The organism is Pseudovibrio sp. POLY-S9, assembly GCF_001431305.1.
GTDB lineage: Bacteria > Pseudomonadota > Alphaproteobacteria > Rhizobiales > Stappiaceae > Pseudovibrio.
Genome location: NZ_LCWX01000173.1, coordinates 8,041 through 25,157 on the forward strand (window position 1 = coordinate 8,041; position 17,117 = coordinate 25,157).

16 protein-coding genes and 1 pseudogene are annotated in these 17,117 nt (G+C 52.5%); 1 reads left to right on the plus strand and 16 read right to left on the minus strand.

The window, feature by feature from the left end; all coding sequences use genetic code 11:
* The 8 genes and pseudogenes from PPL9_RS32430 to PPL9_RS17655 form a co-directional block, all read right to left on the minus strand.
* A pseudogene (locus PPL9_RS32430) lies at positions 1–184 on the minus strand (hypothetical protein); the annotation flags it as partial.
* Positions 184–1,119, minus strand: a complete 936-nt coding sequence (locus tag PPL9_RS17625; RefSeq protein WP_057463925.1) for an ATPase, T2SS/T4P/T4SS family — start codon at positions 1,117–1,119, stop codon at positions 184–186. The pseudogene PPL9_RS32430 and the gene PPL9_RS17625, both read right to left, overlap by 1 nt.
* A gap of 133 nt (positions 1,120–1,252) precedes the next feature.
* Positions 1,253–3,859 (minus strand): hypothetical protein, encoded by a 2,607-nt coding sequence (locus tag PPL9_RS17630; RefSeq protein WP_152986734.1) that lies wholly within the window; start codon positions 3,857–3,859, stop codon positions 1,253–1,255.
* A 15-nt stretch (positions 3,860–3,874) separates the two neighbouring features.
* Positions 3,875–5,014 (minus strand): TrbI/VirB10 family protein, encoded by a 1,140-nt coding sequence (locus tag PPL9_RS17635; RefSeq protein WP_057463927.1) that lies wholly within the window; start codon positions 5,012–5,014, stop codon positions 3,875–3,877.
* A gap of 1 nt (position 5,015) precedes the next feature.
* The gene (locus PPL9_RS17640) at positions 5,016–6,002 is read right to left on the minus strand and encodes a TrbG/VirB9 family P-type conjugative transfer protein (RefSeq protein ID WP_057463928.1); all 987 of its coding nucleotides are present in this window, start codon (positions 6,000–6,002) and stop codon (positions 5,016–5,018) included.
* Positions 5,999–6,778 carry a VirB8/TrbF family protein gene (locus PPL9_RS17645; RefSeq protein WP_057463929.1) on the minus strand — a complete coding sequence of 260 codons (780 nt, stop codon included), beginning with the start codon at positions 6,776–6,778 and terminating at the stop codon, positions 5,999–6,001. The genes PPL9_RS17640 and PPL9_RS17645 overlap by 4 nt, the downstream gene beginning before the upstream one ends.
* Positions 6,771–6,950, minus strand: a complete 180-nt coding sequence (locus tag PPL9_RS17650) for a hypothetical protein (protein WP_057463930.1) — start codon at positions 6,948–6,950, stop codon at positions 6,771–6,773. Before PPL9_RS17650 ends, PPL9_RS17645 begins: the two co-directional genes overlap by 8 nt.
* A gap of 5 nt (positions 6,951–6,955) precedes the next feature.
* Positions 6,956–8,005 carry a hypothetical protein gene (locus PPL9_RS17655; protein ID WP_057463931.1) on the minus strand — a complete coding sequence of 350 codons (1,050 nt, stop codon included), beginning with the start codon at positions 8,003–8,005 and terminating at the stop codon, positions 6,956–6,958.
* Between PPL9_RS17655 and PPL9_RS17660 the strand changes: the two genes are divergently transcribed.
* Complete coding sequence (locus PPL9_RS17660) at positions 8,004–8,633, plus strand: hypothetical protein (protein WP_057463932.1); 630 nt, start codon at positions 8,004–8,006, stop codon at positions 8,631–8,633. The genes PPL9_RS17655 and PPL9_RS17660 overlap by 2 nt on opposite strands.
* Before the next feature lie 23 nt (positions 8,634–8,656).
* Here the strand turns inward: PPL9_RS17660 and PPL9_RS17665 are convergent, their stop codons facing one another.
* The 8 genes from PPL9_RS17665 to PPL9_RS17705 all read right to left on the minus strand — a co-directional run bounded on the left by PPL9_RS17665 (position 8,657) and on the right by PPL9_RS17705 (position 16,880).
* Positions 8,657–9,304 carry a hypothetical protein gene (locus PPL9_RS17665; RefSeq protein ID WP_244273415.1) on the minus strand — a complete coding sequence of 216 codons (648 nt, stop codon included), beginning with the start codon at positions 9,302–9,304 and terminating at the stop codon, positions 8,657–8,659.
* A 134-nt stretch (positions 9,305–9,438) separates the two neighbouring features.
* Positions 9,439–10,011: a hypothetical protein gene (locus PPL9_RS17670; protein ID WP_057463934.1), complete on the minus strand. Its 573-nt coding sequence runs from the start codon at positions 10,009–10,011 to the stop codon at positions 9,439–9,441.
* 47 nt (positions 10,012–10,058) lie between these two features.
* Positions 10,059–12,416 (minus strand): VirB4 family type IV secretion system protein, encoded by a 2,358-nt coding sequence (locus PPL9_RS17675; RefSeq protein ID WP_057463935.1) that lies wholly within the window; start codon positions 12,414–12,416, stop codon positions 10,059–10,061.
* On the minus strand, positions 12,413–12,736 hold the full coding sequence (locus tag PPL9_RS17680) for a hypothetical protein (protein WP_057463936.1): 324 nt from the start codon (positions 12,734–12,736) through the stop codon (positions 12,413–12,415). Before PPL9_RS17680 ends, PPL9_RS17675 begins: the two co-directional genes overlap by 4 nt.
* A gap of 11 nt (positions 12,737–12,747) precedes the next feature.
* Entirely contained in the window at positions 12,748–13,065 is a 318-nt protein-coding gene (locus tag PPL9_RS17685) for a TrbC/VirB2 family protein (protein WP_057463937.1), read from the minus strand.
* Between the two features lie 7 nt (positions 13,066–13,072).
* Entirely contained in the window at positions 13,073–13,585 is a 513-nt protein-coding gene (locus tag PPL9_RS17690; RefSeq protein WP_152986735.1) for a hypothetical protein, read from the minus strand.
* 26 nt (positions 13,586–13,611) lie between these two features.
* Positions 13,612–14,337: a hypothetical protein gene (locus tag PPL9_RS17695; protein ID WP_082596947.1), complete on the minus strand. Its 726-nt coding sequence runs from the start codon at positions 14,335–14,337 to the stop codon at positions 13,612–13,614.
* Positions 14,338–16,181: 1,844 nt separating this feature from the next.
* Positions 16,182–16,880, minus strand: coding sequence for a hypothetical protein (locus PPL9_RS17705; RefSeq protein WP_057463941.1), 699 nt, complete (start codon positions 16,878–16,880; stop codon positions 16,182–16,184).
* Between the last annotated feature and the right edge of the window lie 237 nt (positions 16,881–17,117).

Consider the following 17,117-nt stretch of genomic DNA (forward strand, 5'->3'; position numbering starts at 1 on the left):
GGGCAATGGCCAGCACATGTTCAGGCCCGTCATGGTGCAGCCTGGTTGTGCCTTCGCCCGTGGTTTCAAACCCGCCAATCGCGACACCTTTGCCCCGCAGATATCCCATCGCCCTTATGTCATCTGGCCCGGCAAACCGGTTTTCACTATGCGAACTATCTGCAAGCTTTTGTTTTATATGCATCACTGAAGTTTCCCGTCTTTGAGGATGTAGCGCTCGTTCTTGACCTCATAAATGTCAGTGATCTGGCGCACACCGCGCTCAAAACGAGTGATATGGAAGACCACATCCACCAGTGAGTTGAAGTAGCCGCGTATGGGCGTGGCAACGCCTCCGGACAGGTCAATATTAGATTGAAATCGATCTACGACCATCTCGGCGCGGTCGGCGTGAATGGTGCACATCCAGCCCTTTGCGCCGGTGTTCAAAACATTCAAAGCTGAGTAGGCGTTTTGAACGGAGATCTCGGAGAAGATGATGCGGTCGGGAGAGATACGCATTTTGTGATCGAACAACTGCGGCCAGGTTTGCAAACCAGCTCCTTGTGAAGCCTCACGCGATGCAAACAGCGCTGACCCATTCCAGAAGCGCTCAATCTCCAGTTCTGGTGTGTCCTCACAAGACACAACGCGCTCATGAACGGGCAGCAAGCCCAGCAACTTGTTCAAGAGTGTGGTTTTGCCGGTGTTGGTGGAGCCGGAAATCGCGATGTTCCAGCGCTTATGCATGGCTTCACTGATGTAATCGATCATCTTTTGGCGAAGCCCCATGTCTTCAAACTTGATCTCATAGGGATGCTTGCAGCGCACGGCCATAGACAGGCCGGTGAGCGTGCTTGGCCCAATCAGGCATTCAAAACGATGGCGCTCAGGAAGCGACACAGAAAGCTTAGGGTGCGTACCTTCAGAAAACTTCAGGCCGTTGTAGTTGGCAAGCGCCTGACAGATCCGGCGAACCTGCGTGAAGCCAATACCTGGGGCATCAAGCTGTTGCAGATCAGCTTTGCGATGCTCCAGAACAAACGTTTCTGGCCGCGTCTGACGCAGCTCTACCACGTTCGGATCATGGTAGATTTGCGATAAAGGTTCCATAAGCTTCATTATCAGTCGATCAGACATAACTTACCCGTTCACCCTGAGAACTGTCTCCGGGAGTTGCTTTCAAGCCCTTGGCTTTGCGTATGAATTCTAATTTTGGAGAGAATTGGCAGGCAGGAACTCTGCCCGCCAATTCAGTTAGAGAATGTGGGTATCAGCACTGATTATCATTGTGGTAGTGACTGCCGTATTTCCACTTGTAGCCCTTGCTGGTCCGAGTTGTCTTCGTAGAAGACCAGCTTGAGTATTCGACCTTGCCATCTGGATAGGTGGTCTTTACGCGGGTCTTATATTCCTGAACATCAAACTCCTGAGCGAACTTCTTTTCGCAACGTCCAGGGTTTGGACTGTACGACTTGTACTTGCGCCCGTTATTTGTCTCTGTCTTACGCACACAAACATCGGTAACAACTCCAGATCCGGCACCCGCATTCTTGACGTACTTCGTGCCATCAGGCCGCTCATACGTACGCCTTAACGTGGATGGAACTGTTTTGTTGCAGCCATCAAACGTTGCATCGCCAGCACGAGGCACTTCCTCTTCCTTTGTCTTGGAATACGCAACCTGAGCAGCTCCAGGCAGCAACTTGTTCTGAGCAATCGTGTGGTTGGCACCTTCCACCCTGATCCAAACGTTAGAACGAGGCTTCGCCTTCAGTTTGGCATCATCATTTGCCCAACTGGCTGTCTCCACATTGTGCTCAAATGTCTTGTCGCCCTTCTTGCACGATCCAACATAGTTGCGATCTGGATTGTTGTAGTAAAAACGCTGCAAACCGAAGGAATAGCCAGCTGCAAAGTCATGGATGAAATCGTTCGCATTCGTGCAGCCTTGTGTCGTCGATTTGCACTGATAGCCTTCCTCATAAGGTGCCCCAGCACCCATATCGATTTCATGACGTGTCCCATCAGGTCGTTCAAACACATCTGTCAGCTTTGTTGGAACGAAGGCATAACAGCCCTCATAATACCGACCGCCTGGGACTTGATCTGTTTCTTGCCCAAGCGCTCCGTAAGCCACTTCCGGTGCTCCAGGAAGCAACATGTTTGAAGCAATTGGATAGACCTGACCCGATACACTGATCGACACATCAGAAAGCGGCTGAGCAACCTTCTTCTCGTCATCATACTTCCACGAGGACAGCTCCACATTGTGGGTATAGCTTGTCCCGCCCTGCTGACAGGAACTCACATAAAACCGGTTCGGGTTCTCATAATAATGCCGCTCAAGGCCATATGAGACACCAGCTGCAATGTCGTGATTGAACTCAGCTGGATTGATGCAGCCTTCTGTGGTGGATTTGATCTCAACAAAGGCATTTGAATCAGGCGTACACTGGTCAATGTACTGCGCAGCGCCATTCACTGTGATCTGCGTGCGGTACTGAGGAATTGCCCTGCGCCCGCTCAAATCCACCATGGTCTGGCAGATATCGACGCCATTCTTCTTGAACACCTTCTCATGCGGATAGGTGTTTTCTGTGACGCTGCAAGGAGAGGCCTGGAAGAACTGCTCGTCCTTTTGATAGATCCACATCGCCATTTCAGTTGAAAGGGAATTGCCGAAATCATGGCGGATGTTACAGCCGTCTGTGACCTGCGCCATCTTGATTGGCTGGTAGAATTGGGAGCGCTCACAAGTGCGCACCGTCTGCAGATTGTTGTTGCCATCGGTGTAGACCATTTGGGTCTCAATGTAGGCCATGCCATTTTGCAGATCGATATCAATCGGGCAGCTGTCATCCTCGGTAATGGAGAATGTTGTATCTGGATCAGGCTGACAATCAGAAAGCTGGATGCGCTCCTGCTGGCTGTTGACGTAATATTCCAGATATTGCGGCTTTGCGATCCGGGCAGTCACATCGATCTTATCGTCACAGGTTGCCCCGCTCTTCTGGATCGTGAAATTGGTCCCGCTGTCTGAACACGCGCTTTCCTCAACCACAATGCCTTTTTTGAGCGTCTGGGTCTTGCTTTGAACCCGCACCTGGCCCTGATTGCGGTCAATGACCGGCGAGCAACCCTCAAAGGTCACACGGATTTCTTCCAGGTCTTCCTCAGGAGCGTCTTTTTCTTCCACCTCTTTACGATCAGGTGTCTCATAGCCGTTTTGTCCTGGCGTCTCCCCACCATCAGATGAGCCTGACCCAGCACCGGACCCGCCATTCTCATCGCGGTCAACATCCTCGTACTTCTCGTCGTCTTCTTTATCGTCCTTGTCTTTGTCGTCCTCAGGCTCTTCGGGCGCATTGAGCTTTTTAAGCGCTGCGATCAGCTCTTCTTCATTGCCCGATACATCAAGCGTTTCTTCCGGATCGATGGCATCCTCTTTAACGTCGAACTGAGAAGAAAAGTTTTCTGCATTGAGTTCAACAAAACGCTCGCCCTTCGTCAGGCGTGTGAGCACAGCTTGCCCGATCTTCTTCCCATCATGCATGACATATTGGGAGAAGCCTTCTGCGCTCACACCGGCAACGGAAACCTCATCCTTGTTGACCCCAGCGGTGAACTGAGGAGCCTTCTTGATCTGCAAGGCAAGCTCAACCGCTTTGCCCTCAAAAATCGGTGTTGTCTGCTTCACAGCAACAGCAAACAGCTTTTCACGAAGGGCAGCGGTGGCCTGCGCTGCACTCGTTGTTGGCTTGCCTGCCCCGGCCGCCTGAGCGGCGGGTGTGGGAGGGGCCGCTGTTTGGGAGAACCCGGCTGCTGTACTTGTCAGCAACATGGCCCCCACAATAGAAAGTCTTAAAATATTCCGCATCAAAATAACCTCACATTACTGCTGGGTAGGTGGAGCCAGGTACCAGTCATATTCAGGTCTGATCTGAACTCTGGTGCCCTGGGAAATACGGATGACCGGTCTCAAATTGACCGTGTCTTCCATAAACTTTGCCGACAACTCGCCAACGTTCTCCGAAATGCCTGTCAGGGCAGACGCGATCGTGTCGGAACCCTCTAAGCCATAGGCAGAGGCCATGGTGACGGCAGATTCAACGCCCGCGCCAATGGCAACGGTGGTCACAGCGGTGCCGTACTTCTCCCACCAGCGATTATCGACGTGGCCGGACATGCCGCCATAGCCTTGCGCATCACCCACCTTGGCTTTGAGCTGATAGATTTCGGCGCGGCTCTCAGCCATGAGAACACGCTCGCATTGGAACCCGATACGGCTTTGTCCAACCTTCTTGGCGCTCTCATAGCGGCAGATCATCCGGCTTCCTTTTGGAACCAGAAGATTAGCCCCGTGATAGCCGTAGACATCCCGGCTCACCTGAATGACGACCGTGCCCTCATCAGCAAGCTGGCTGTTAATGCCGGTTTCCATGATGCCGGTGATGTAGCGATCAGCCGTCACAATCCGGCTGTTATCAACCGCACTGGTGGAGATCCGGCCAGGTGCCTTGTAAGTGCTGTTTTGCGGGTCGATCCCCTCAGGGGGGCTGAAGGAACCGGATAGTCCACCTGCAGGAGGTACATTGAGCGCCGCTGTGCGTGTTAGACCTTCATCAAGACCTGGAACATTGCCCTCTAACCCATTTGCCAGCACACCTTGCGAAGTGATGTAGCCTTGTGTCCCAAAGCGAGCGGCTCTTGCAGCCTGCAGCTCCAGCTCGAACGGGCTTGGCTCAATGGGTTTTGGAGGCTCAACGATCTTCTCGACCGTGATGTATTCTTTCTGGATGATCGTTCTGGGCGGTGCGTCCTTGCTGACTTCCTTTTCAACCACGATGGGAGGAGCCATGATGATACGCGGCGGCGGCGGTGCTGGCGGTATCACCGGCTTGGGAGCCGGTGGCCGCTTATATTCAAACACACCCTCATCATTTGGCGGCAAACCACGTGAGAGAACCGGCTCAGGGACACACGCCCCACCAAAACTCAATCCAACCGCAAGGAATAACTCACATACACTCATGTTAGTTACCCTTGTACTGGATACACATGTAGGACTGACCGGATTTTAAGGTGATGAGTTTGCTGGTGTTCTCAATGATGTATGCCTTGCCGGACACGCGGGTATTGACCAGTTCATCAATCCCATCGACCACCACATACGCGGTCGGCAACTCCAGATCATTCCATTTGTCGCCGTAAAAAATGTAGGTGAAGTGATCATCACGCAGCACCAGTTCCGGCTTTAACGAGTTGTCAGATCCCCAAAGCTTGTATTCTCCCCATCCGCGCAGTTTGGACGGGTCGATATTGGCGCGTTTGACATAATCGCCTGGCACCTTCTGCGTCTCACTGCCCTTGGGAGTATAAGCAGGCATATTCATCAAGGGCACTGGCGATCCCCCTGCCGCAACTTCGATCAAAGCCGATTGCACCAATCGTGGTTTTTCGATCTTGAATTGCAGATCCGGAATATGCTTGGAATTGACGGTTTCTGCGCGCAGGTAAAAACTGAACACTCTGCCATCTTCAGCATAGACCTGCAGGGAGCTGTCAACGCCTGCGGCCAAAGGCTTGATGACCAACGTGGTGTCATTGCGTACTTTGGTGTCAAACAAGTTCACATCTGCCACATCCGCATTTTTGATCTTAACGTCTTCAGGAAGCTGGATCACGGTGAGCATGAACTCACGAAGACGGACCCGGTAAACGCAGGTTCCGCATTCAACCTGCGTGTGAACGCCGCCATCCTTGCCAGCCTTATCCCAGGCCTTCTGGATCTGGCCCAATGGCACGGTCGTGCGGTTCAGGGGACCGAACTGGCCGCGGCGCTGTGCAGCTGCTTGTTTGAGCGCATCCTGCGGCACACTGGCAGCAACATTTGACGCTACCTGCTGACCCTGCGCAACCCGCTGGTTTGGTGTTTGAGGACCGCGGTCCAATGAGGTCTGGGCAAGAGCGGTGTTTGAAACAAGTAATGTGACAAGAAAAAGAGAAATACGGGGGCTCATGTGGTCGGTCTTTCCTGAACAGCCAATTTTAAAATGCGAATGCCGAGGGGGTTCTCAAACCGCTCCACGCTGGTGACTTCTTGCGGGCGTGTGGTCATTTCCACATAGGCGCGAAGTCTGGATTGCTCAGGCTTTGCCCTGCCGATCCTGTCTGTCTGGATGAAGTCAACGGCGTATTGGTAGATCCCGCCATAGGCATCGACCTGGTTGGCGCTTTCAACGGTGATTGAGCGGTTCAACCCATCTTCAATCGCTTCATCAATGCGGCCTTCGTTTTCTTTCAAGAACTGACGGTAAAAGTCCTGATCGGAATACGTGGCAACTTCCTGAAACCGCGAACCTTGAGAGATGCCATCAACGGCGAGGATCTGCGCCACATAGCGCCGTGCCATTTTCTCTAACATCAACTCAAAGCCATCGACCTCGACAGAGATCGGCTCGACCCGGTAAATCCGCTCATCTGCCGGATCGACACGTAGCAGCGCGATTTCCGTGGTCTTAAGGGGCAGGGCAACCGCAATGGCCTGCAAGGCCAACGCCAGACACACGCCCAAAACAACATTGAGACCGGCTGAGATCCTGAACAGCGTCACCATGCGCCGATGGGCGCTTTTATAGGCAAACGGATCTGCATCCAGCACCGCCTTGCGCTGTGCCTGGTCTTTATCAGGAACGCCCACATCAGGCGCGTTGTCCTGAACAGGGACCGCAAGTCCTTGATGCAGTGCCCCCTTAGGCTCGCTCTTTCCCTTGTCTTGCCGCTTCCTTTTAAACATGGGCCGCCTCCACCCACTCAAAGCTTTGCGGCTGGTAGTCCAGATCTACGCAGGCACAGGGAGAGGGTCGCATTTCGTCCGTATCAACCGGTGAGTAGGGCATTTCTGCGTTGGAGGCGCAGCCAGCCAGAAACAAGACGAGGGAAAGCGTGAAGAGGAACGGTTTGCTCATGATAATTACTTCTCTGATTTCAGGGCATCGGTTGCTTTGGAATTGGGATTGCCGCCAGATTGCAGGCTCATGTCAGCGGCTTTGTCACTGAGCGCGGCATTGCCCACGCCAAGCGCTGCCTTACCGGCGCTCCAGCCGCCTTTGGCTCCAGCAGTAATGCCTTTGCCGTAAGCCCCGGCTGTTTGAGCTGCCCCGCTCATCATCGCGCCCGGAGTGGCGGCATTGAGCGTCACTTGTGCCAGTGTGCCGGCCAGTGAGGTTGCTTCCTGCACCAGCGCCACACCTGACCACGCGGTCAGGATCACCAGGATGTAAGCCTTCCAGGCGGTATCATCTAAAACGTCAGAGCTGATTTGCTCACCACCCGGCATTAGATTGCCGATGCCAGTAATAATCAGCTTGAACACCAGCGTGACCGCTACAAGCGTCAGGATTGAGGTTAACAGTGTGGAGACCCCGGAGCCGATTTTCTCGCGGCCAAAGGGAAATGCCGCCATGGAAATCACATAAGGAGCCAGCAGGCACACCATCATGATGCGGAACAGGCCGATTGCCACATGGACCACGAACACAATCATCATGATGATAAAGGGCAGCATCAGCGCGGCGACAAACAGCACGATCCCGAACTTTTCTAACCACCCTGCCCCATTCATCATGGTTTTTGCCATTGCAAAGGGCTGGGTAAAGGCTGCTTCCAGCTCGGTGACAAGGCCGGTGATGGCATCCGCGCCACTGCCAGCCCCCATGAGCGCACCTGGGATACCGAACATTAAGGTCGTGGTCGCTTCATAGATCATTCCGGCAAGGCCGAATTTGAGGGCCGTGAGCACGCCAAAACCAAAGAACAAGAACACAAACTGGGAGGCGACCCAAGTTAAATCCGTGGTGGCTGTGGCAAGTTTAAAGCCCTGCCAAACAGCCCATAAACATGCTAGGCTGGCAAATATTACCAGCATCGGTTCATAGGCCACTTCCATGTATTTATTGACAAACTTACTGCCGCTTAAGACATACTGCTCAATCAAGGGACAGCTGATACAACCGCTATTCATGACCCTCTCCCTCGTCGGATTTATAAGTGCTGCTCAGGCAGCGCCCGATACCGATCATTTGAAGGGCTCCATTATTCTTAAAGGTGAGGGCTCCACCAATATTTTTGATGGGATAAAAGACACCCGCTTCCTTGATCTGGCTTACGCCCAATGGACCTGGAGCAACCTGAAGAGCCCCGCAGAGATTGCGGCCGAGCTTGCCAAATATGAACCTGCCTACAAAGCCTTTGAACAAGCGGCGAAGGCCGAGTTCAAACCTCGCTGGAAGGTCAAATACATGAGTATTCCAGACAATCAGTGGACTAAGGCCGGACGAGAACTTCGCGCTCAGGTGGACCGGGAGGTATTTGAACAAAGTCCGGATCAGGACGCCATTGCCCGCTACCGTGATCTGACTTTGCTGGAAATGGCATGGGATGGATATGTTTCGCGCAGAGCCCCGTGGCATGCAGAGGACTGGAAAGCCTTTGAGAGCTTTTACTGCGACAGGCACACCCGCGTTCTTGGCTTTGTCATGGACGGCTGCGCCATTCCCAACTGGCACAGGCCCGATCCGGGCGCGTGGAAAAAGGTTGGTTATGAGCGACTGAAACGCGAAGGCAGGCTTGAATTCCTGCAAAGCAATTGAGCTAAGCGTGAAGGTCTGGGAGGTCATGAGGAGCCTCCCTTTTTCTTCATGTCGTCCTTTGCCAGCTCGCTCTCCAATGGAACGCCCTGAATAATCGACTGTGCCGAAGACACTTTAAGCAGTTGTGCTAGCAGCTGATTGGTTTGAGATTGGCTTTGCAGCAGGGCAGAATTGACTTCAACAAGCACCTGCAGGCGTTCATTGACCGTTTGCGCCTTAGCCCCCTCACTTTTGAGCTCTTGCGCCGCCCCCAGAGTTTTAACCGCGTTTTCCTGCGCCATATCAGCCTGCGCCAGCCCTTTAAACGAGGCATCGGCCACCGTACTGAGGCGGGCCTTTTTAACACTGTTCTGGGCTTTTTCTTTTTCCGACCATGGCATGCTCTCTATGTCTTTGGGATCAGCCACCAGACCGTTTTGATAGGCATCAGAACGTGAGCACAGCGAGCCCATATCCATCTCATCAAAGCTCACATCCGACATCAGACTTTCAAAGTCGGGAACCAGGCAGGAATTGTCAGACATGATCTGACCGGTGATGTCGCTGAAGTTGATAGAGGGGATCGAGATCTTGGAGACCTCGCCAATGCTTTTAAGCGTATCGTCAATGCCCGCCCGCACATCCTTGACCACATCAAGTTGCTCTTTGAGAGTCTTGATCTGTTCTTTCATCTGAGCAATCTGCTTCTTGGCTTCTGCCACAGCCTTCACGTCAAATACGGGCTGGGTCGCAAAACCTGGAGCGCTCATCAGGGCCAGTGACAGAGCAATGGCAGGCGCGGCAAAGATCAGTCTTTGTGTCGCTCTCATTGCCCCACCTCAACTGCTGGAACAGTCTCGGAAAGTTTAATGATACTTCCCGCGTCCACTCGCTGTGGTTCCATCACAGGTTCTAGCGGCACAGCGGCAGGCTGAGCGGCCAACGCCTCCCTTTTGAAGATCATCTCAGGCGCAGCCAACCGGCTTGTCTCTCGTTCAATGATGACAGGAGGGTCTATAATGACAGGCAGCGCAGTCAACGAGGTCGCAGACAAAGGCATAGGCGTCACAGATGCAACCAGATGAACAGCTCCCTCCAACCGGGACAGTCTGTTTTCTATGTCGCTTTCATCGGCCCCACTGAAGAGGAATGATCCCAAAGCAAAGCAGGTCAGGCAGGCCGCCATGACAGCACCCCACGAAGGCCGGTACTGATGAAGATCTTCGTCTACAAGATCTTCATCAGCAGATCCTTCCTCCTCAACGCCTTTCTCGTCTAAGCCGTTGTCGTCATAAAGGTCCTCATCCTCATAATATTCACCACAAGAATAGTGATCATCCGACCAGTCAGTCTTATGGTCATAGGAGTGTTTTGAACCTGTCCCGTTAGATGCATTCATTTTACTTTGCTCCCCGCCGCTTTGATGATTAAGTCCTGCATGTGCCGTTAGACATGAGCGAGCCATTGCTCGCCCCACACGTCCTGAATTTTGCGAAGTTCTGCCATTGGCCCGGTGCCTGAGCGATAAAATCGCAAGGCATCCCCAAGGCCGGACAGGTCCACATCAATGATGGTGCTCTCATTGTATCCGGAGGCCAGATCACGCTTGACCAGAAGAACCTGACGCCCTCCTGCCAGATCCACCTCACCGCGAATGAAGGCGATCTGATCTTCACTCAAATTGAACGGCTCCAGCGCTTTATCGCTGCCACCACAGCCAGCCATGAACATAAGGTTCGGGGCGTTGTTGACGATCTTGGCTGAGCCTTCAAACTCCACCAGCGCTTCCGGGTTCTGGAAGGCCAGCCCGACAACACCGCCTAGTTTGCGGTATTCCATGAACATCTGCCCGACGAGATGACGGAAGCCTTCATTGCGGAGCAGATTGGCCGCTTCATCGACAAAGATAGAAAAGCCTTTGTGGTTGACCTTGGCCGCTTCATAAATGGCACTGGCAATATGCGTGACCAGCGCAGGACCAAGCAGCGGGTCTTTAAGCGGCTCGGTCATATCAATGCCGACCAGATGGCTTTGCTCCAAAAAGGTGCGGATGCTGTCATGGGGGGCGTTGAAGATATGGCTATAAGCCCCCTCTCCAAGCCGCTCATCCTTCACCCACCTGGTGAAAGCGCGCTTGATATCGGAGTTTGAGGGAAAAGCGGCTTTGAAAATGCTGTCGAACGTGCGCTCCCCCCGATCCATGACACTTGCAAAGTCGAGCACGTCATTGATCTGGTCATCCATCTCCTGCACATACTGATCGCCCAGCATGATCCGCATCATGGTCGCGGCCCGCTGGCGAGCGCTCTTATTGTCAAGATCACAATCAAGTGGGTTAAGGGAGAGCTGGTCAAAGGACTGGTACTGTCCGCCCATGACCTCACTCATGAACCGCGCGCCCTCCAGACTGTCAAAGACGTAGTTGCGCACGCCTGCAAACTTGGCGATCCCGCCAAGCAGATGCATGATCAGGGTGGATTTACCCGTGCCGGTCGGGGCAAAGATCAGGTAGTGCCCTGCAGCTTGAGGCTTATCTGCAATATGGAACTGGAAGGAATAGTTCTGGCCTGTTGGCGTCTTGAACAGACGCAAAGGACGGTTCCCGAACGGCGATGAATACATGCCTTCGGGGGAATATTGCAGCGGCCAGAGCGCGGCCACGTTATAATCCATCAACCGCAGTTTGCGCACCAGCTTGTCTCGTCCGGGCAGGCGGTTAAACCAGCAATTGGCAGCTGGTGCCGTCTCGATCGTATGTTTGACGCGGCGCGTGTTCAAAATCGCCGAGATCTGGTCGAGCACCTCATCCAGCTCTTCTTGTGTGCGCGCTCTGACTGTGAACTGAAGCTGGGTCTGGAACATGGTGTTCGTGCTGTTGGTGAGCGCTTCTGTTGCATGAGAAAGCTCTGTGACCATAGCCCCGGAGGTTAAGAAGCTGTTGAGCTGTTCTGCCTTCTTGCGGGTGTATTCTAAAATGGTCTTTTCTGAACTGAGCGGTACACAGACCTGCATCACTTCCAGCTCTGCAGACAAGGCCAGCACCCTGGAGATCATCAGGCCCGATACACTATCTGGATACTCACTCACGCCAATGGTTTTATGAATGTGCTTGAGCGGGGTCTGGGTGAGGATCGTCCCGTCTTTGTTGATGATCAGATCACAGGCGGGCAGGTTGGCGTTAATAGACCGGCTGACGCGCTTTGCATTGTCCGGCATATGTCCGCACACCAGATAGGTTAGGAACGCGGTTAATTCGCACGGCTCATCAAGATCCTTTGCCGCCTCAACCGGCGTGACCTGGTAGTTCTCAAACCCGTTAAGAAGCGCCTTGCAATGCTTGTTCAAAGTTTCAAAGGTGGTTGCTTCCAGCAGGATATACCAGCTCATGGAGTAGGCATGCTTGTAAAGCTCCTGCTCTGCTTTGCCGATTTCAGCTAAGGCCGGAGAAGGCCAGTCCGCCTCAAAGGAAATGTCCTTGAGCCGTTTGACGGCCATCAGGCGAAACGCTGATCCGCTTGATCCAAGCTGGTGCAGGATGTTGCTGCGCTGGCGGGCAAGCGTTTCCTGCTGCGCAAAACTCATAGTGTCGTAGGAAACGCCTTTGAGCCGGAACACCCGGAACAAGGTTCCATCTTTAAGGGCAATGGTGGTGCGGTCTTCAAAAAGAACGTCAAAGTCCAGCTCATCTGCAAGCCAGTCCTGCTCAAAACTGCCCTGCCCGTCCTGACGCAATACCTTATTGGCGAGCATGGCCGCGCCGCCTGCAAATCCCAAGGTCGCTGCTGTTGAAAGAAGGAGGCTCATTTTGTCTTGCCCTTTGTCGTTGTCTTAGAAGACCCGCCGACGATGAGGCTGCGGGCTTGTTTGCCTTTGAAGAAGGTGTGAGGCAGCAACAGTGTTGCCTCACAATGTGCATCCTTGCGGCGCAAGGCGATGGTGAAGGCAAGGGCTGGGAAAATGGCAAAGATGCACGCCAGCATGGCGAGCGGCGCATCAATCACTGTTGTCAGCAAAATACCGACAAAGAACACGCCGCCAAGTGCAAGAGCTGCAAACATGGGCGGCATGCCAAAGATGGTAGAGGGTGACTGAAGATGCCGATAAACGCCGTTTTGTACGCGCATGCCCGCCTCCCTTAGCCCAGACTTACAAGGGTGCGGATGGCCGTTGGTGCAGCCACGATCAAAATGGCGCCAAGAATGTACTGGAACATCTTTTGCCAGCGCATTTCGCCAAAGACTGCGGAGTAAACGCCGTAGCCAACAAGGCCGATGCCGACTGCTACGGTCCCGATTTTGACCATGCCGTCTTCCAGGCTTGTAAACACATTAACGGCTGGGGCTGCCCAATCCGCAGCGGCAAAGGCGAGGGTCGGATTTAGGAGAAGAACAGCAAGGACAAAGAGTTTGACCTCACGGGTGAGAAACGACTTTGAATTCTTAGATGAGTACATGACAAACCTACTTCATGATCAGATAAAGAGCTCCAACGGCAAGCCAGTTCAGAGCGGTGAAAAAATAGAGCGGCGATGAAAAGCGTTTGATTTTGGATGTGAGATCGCCAAGCTCGTTCGAGAATTGAGCCTGCTGCTTCAAAAGACCTTCAATTGAGCTGGCCTCAACATTTTGGCGGATTTGTCCGAGCGTGTCGCTCAAACGCGATAATTCGCCCTGCATCTGCTCAGAAAGGATCTTTGCGCTCTCCCCGACCAGTGCTTTGAGCTTGTCTCGTTCGCCGGATTGTCGGGTTTCAACCTCGGAAAGGAGCACCGACAAATCGGAGGTAAAGACCTCAAACAGCGAGTAGAGCATCCAGATCGGATCGTCCGATCCCATGGACTGACCACCATGTTTTTTGGCGATCAAAGCGCGAACATCCTCAAGCGAGGAGATCTGAGCGCCGCCCAGAGGGGTTGACAGCTCCGATTCTATAAAGTCGAAATTTGCCTGATTTTGCTCCGAATCGGGTGTCATAGCCGCCATCACATCCTCACCCACGCTTACAAGGCCATGTTTTCGAGTTGCGTGGAGACGTCAGACCAGACCTTTTTGAGCCTTTGACGGGTCATAAGACCGAAATTTTCGTCCAAAATGGCCTCTGAGAAGGTCTTTCGGCGCTCAATCATGGCCTGAATGTCGTGATTGAAGGAAGAACCGATGCGCTGCGCTAAAGTAGGCACAGCGTATATCCGGTCCTGATTTTCCTTAAACAACTTCAGCTCTTCGAAGGGCTTACCGTTTTTCTCCGCCCGACCAGAGTATTCGTTCTTCCAAAGGACGATCTTTTGCTTTGGAAATACTTCGAATAGTTTCTCAATGCAGGACAATGTGGCATCAATCGCCCCTCCCCCGCTGACCACGGAATGGATGGCAATCTCGCACTCATGATCATGCAAAAGGTCCAGCACATCGTTCTCAGCCAGGTATTTGACCAGCGGTAAGAAGGTGGTTGCACCTGTATCAATGACGAAATGTGTCTCATCATCTGATTCGATTATGCCCTCAACAATGGCGTCAAAGCTGCGATGATCGATCTCTGCGTTATCCATCATCTTTATAAGGTTACAGTTGAGTGCCTTATAAGATGAAAGAGTGGGGTTTACTGGATCGGTATCGATGGCAACAAGGTTCCGTCCTTCTTGCCGAAAATACTCACAAAGCAGAAGAGAAATAAAACTCTTACCGGCCCCGCCTTTTCCTTGCATTACAAAGTTTACGTATCTCATATTTGCTTAAACCTATCAGTCGTAATCTTTAATGGAATCGGCCATGGTGAACCGGTTTGAACCCCTAGGTTGAGATGGAGGGGGCGAATCCTGGGGTGTATTTGACCCGCTCCCTCCTGTTTTGGGTGGGGGTACAATGGCACTTCCTGGAGCCAATTCAGACTTAGGGTTCAAATCCTTAGCCGCACATTTATAGAAGGCAGGTAAAGTCATACTGATCTTCCCTTCACTTAAAAGGGCCTCGAAGATCGTACGTTTAGACACACCTCTCCCGATCTCAGCCTCGACATGCGCACGCACAAGTTGAAATTGAGCTCGGGCATCTCCCCATGGAAGCGCCATTGTTTGATTACCCGCCTGTAAAACGGGTATCCCTGATGTTTAATGTTTGGATAAAGAAATTAGACGCGGGTCTACCCATCGCATTTCGAGACGAAACGCGCTAAGCCTCACATCCATTAGCGGACATGAGATGAGCTGCGACTGAATTATGAGTTGTGGGTTCTCCCTATGCGAGTGCCAAGATATGTTTGGTACTTGCTAGGCTCTGACGGTTACAATTTACCACAACCTTAACCGTCAGAGCCGCATGCCATTTTGCTATGGCAGCAAGTAGTGACGTGCATAACGCATCCTTACAACTTTATCTAGTCCTTTTTTGGTCACGATTTCCCAAAGTAAAGCCTTTGTTTTTACTTAAACTTATACCCATAACGTAAAACGGCTGAAATCTTAGAGTTTTGACTCAAAGTTGAGGGAATTCCCCCAGCGTGTTTTCCACAGATAAACTCAACCACAAGTTCCTTTAAATTTGCGCAGCAAAAGGCGTTGAGCACGACAGTGCGAATAAGCTCAATTGTACGGGTTGGGCGCAACTCGTGGAATTTCCGCTAACCGGCTCCGGTTAGCATATCTTGCCAACTCTCACTCGTATAATTTTCAGTCATCTCATATAGGAACGTATAGACACGCATAATTATATGAGATGACAATTGGAACATAGATAGGCTCGTATAGGAACGTATAATTATACGAGTAAATCAGCCCAATACTCGTATAAAACGTATAGAGACGTATAATTATACAAGATCCGCTAAAGCATGAGAAATTCTGCTGTTTTGAATTCGGCATGGAACCAAAACATGTCAAGGCGACATGGAAAAGAAACCGAAAAATCCGTTACAGCAGCAGCAATCACCAGAGCGCGGAGCATGTGCGAGCTTGCAAAGCTTGCGCGTGCTTCGCGCGACAAGGCGCTTTGTGATCTGTGAGTGCAACGAGCGATCGCAAAGCGCCGCACGCCCCGATCTGACAAGGCGAGTGCGAGGCATCGTGTGCCCTGCAAGGGTGCCGATGCCGAGTGCTCGCCTTGTCAGACGGTTGGCATGATAAATGAGCGCAGCGCCAAAGCTGGAAGGAGGAGTGGGATCGGTAGATCCCGCGGAGCCTGGAAGGTTTGGAGCAAGCCCAAAATCACAGCCACTCTGCACAGCGATGCTATTTGATTTTTAGGGAGTTTCGGAGTAGTATACCGGAGTGGCAGGGAGAAAATCCCCCTGCCGTTTACTAGCTATTTGATAGAGACCCGAAGGGACAGTAGCCAACTGCTTCGGGTCTTTTTCAATTTAAGCGTGACAGAAATTGGTAGAAACCACATTTCTTCACCTCCGGTTTTAGGGCAAGGCTGTTGCCTCAGTCGGGAGAGCCTATCTTTCCCGATGCGCTGGTTGGCTCAGCGCCGCTGCTTTTGCCCCAAAAGTCTCAACTGCTTGTAGCAGATGCATCCCTTGGTTGCTATGGGTGATCACTCAAGGGCTGAGTGATCCCGCGCTTTTTGTCTTTCTTCAGAACACCGCCCATTCAACGTCTTTGCATTCAATGTGCTCGTACTTGTACCGCTGTCCCATCCAGTCCATCGCCTGAAGGCTCCACGAGCCTTCCTTCGCAAGGCGGGTGGAGAATTCCTTTATGACCTGCGAAAACTCTTCGGCCTGAATGAAGACAAGATTGCCAGCGTATCCGGTTGAGGCAATCTCTTCACATACCGGACTGATGAGGCAGGCAAATTCTCCCATGCCCGGATCAATGTCGAACTCATGGAAATAGTCGTGCTCGTTGCCTTCAGCTTCACACCGGAGCTTGTAGGTGTTGTCGTTCCAGTCCCGTGCACTGACCGACCAGGAGTAATCGCAGTGGTAACGCTCTGACAGGATCGCAATCACCTCATCAAAGGTGTCCGCCTCGATGATCTCCTGATAGTCAATATCAGCTTCCGCGTTCCAGCCCTCACAATGCGTTCCGCTGATCGTGCAGGCAAACTCCCCCTCCGACAGATCGGCTTCCAGCCGTTGGAACACCTCGAACTCATCATCCAAATCATCTTCCTGAAGCGCCTCATCATCCAACATCTGAAAGTACAACTCTGCTTCAGGGTCATGCTGGCGATTCTTGAACTCCAGCTCTTCGCGCTGGTGATCGGCGGAGCTGACAAACAAGTCAGAAAGGAACTCTTTCAGGGTCAGCAGGCTAGGAAGATGCAACATGATTTGTCTCCGTCTTGGGATGGTCCGTTTCTATTTTCCTTGCCAAGCAAACGGGTGAGCGGGAGCTAGTGAGGAGAGAGGCTGTCCACATTCTCCCGCAGCCCATAAGGCGAGGAAGATTGTGGGCAGGGGAGTGACGATCTAGCTTTCGTGAGGGCGCAAGCCCTAGCAGCTGCTCATCAGGCGAGGACGACAGAAAAGATTGAAGAGAAGTGCGGCTTGCTGGAAGCTGGCATG

Bases quoted from the DNA above. Each gene is read 5' to 3' on its own strand.
- PPL9_RS17705 (WP_057463941.1), bottom strand. From the start codon at position 16,880: ATGTTGCATCTTCCTAGCCTGCTGACCCTGAAAGAGTTCCTTTCTGAC.
- PPL9_RS17685 (WP_057463937.1), bottom strand. From the start codon at position 13,065: ATGTACTCATCTAAGAATTCAAAGTCGTTTCTCACCCGTGAGGTCAAA.
- PPL9_RS17650 (WP_057463930.1), bottom strand. From the start codon at position 6,950: ATGAGCAAACCGTTCCTCTTCACGCTTTCCCTCGTCTTGTTTCTGGCT.
- PPL9_RS17665 (WP_244273415.1), bottom strand. From the start codon at position 9,304: ATGAAAGAACAGATCAAGACTCTCAAAGAGCAACTTGATGTGGTCAAG.
- PPL9_RS17645 (WP_057463929.1), bottom strand. From the start codon at position 6,778: ATGTTTAAAAGGAAGCGGCAAGACAAGGGAAAGAGCGAGCCTAAGGGG.
- PPL9_RS17655 (WP_057463931.1), bottom strand. From the start codon at position 8,005: ATGAATAGCGGTTGTATCAGCTGTCCCTTGATTGAGCAGTATGTCTTA.
- PPL9_RS17660 (WP_057463932.1), top strand. From the start codon at position 8,004: ATGACCCTCTCCCTCGTCGGATTTATAAGTGCTGCTCAGGCAGCGCCC.
- PPL9_RS17630 (WP_152986734.1), bottom strand. From the start codon at position 3,859: ATGCGGAATATTTTAAGACTTTCTATTGTGGGGGCCATGTTGCTGACA.
- PPL9_RS17680 (WP_057463936.1), bottom strand. From the start codon at position 12,736: ATGCGCGTACAAAACGGCGTTTATCGGCATCTTCAGTCACCCTCTACC.
- PPL9_RS17675 (WP_057463935.1), bottom strand. From the start codon at position 12,416: ATGAGCCTCCTTCTTTCAACAGCAGCGACCTTGGGATTTGCAGGCGGC.
- PPL9_RS17640 (WP_057463928.1), bottom strand. From the start codon at position 6,002: ATGAGCCCCCGTATTTCTCTTTTTCTTGTCACATTACTTGTTTCAAAC.
- PPL9_RS17670 (WP_057463934.1), bottom strand. From the start codon at position 10,011: ATGAATGCATCTAACGGGACAGGTTCAAAACACTCCTATGACCATAAG.
- PPL9_RS17690 (WP_152986735.1), bottom strand. From the start codon at position 13,585: ATGACACCCGATTCGGAGCAAAATCAGGCAAATTTCGACTTTATAGAA.
- PPL9_RS17695 (WP_082596947.1), bottom strand. From the start codon at position 14,337: ATGAGATACGTAAACTTTGTAATGCAAGGAAAAGGCGGGGCCGGTAAG.
- PPL9_RS17625 (WP_057463925.1), bottom strand. From the start codon at position 1,119: ATGTCTGATCGACTGATAATGAAGCTTATGGAACCTTTATCGCAAATC.
- PPL9_RS17635 (WP_057463927.1), bottom strand. From the start codon at position 5,014: ATGAGTGTATGTGAGTTATTCCTTGCGGTTGGATTGAGTTTTGGTGGG.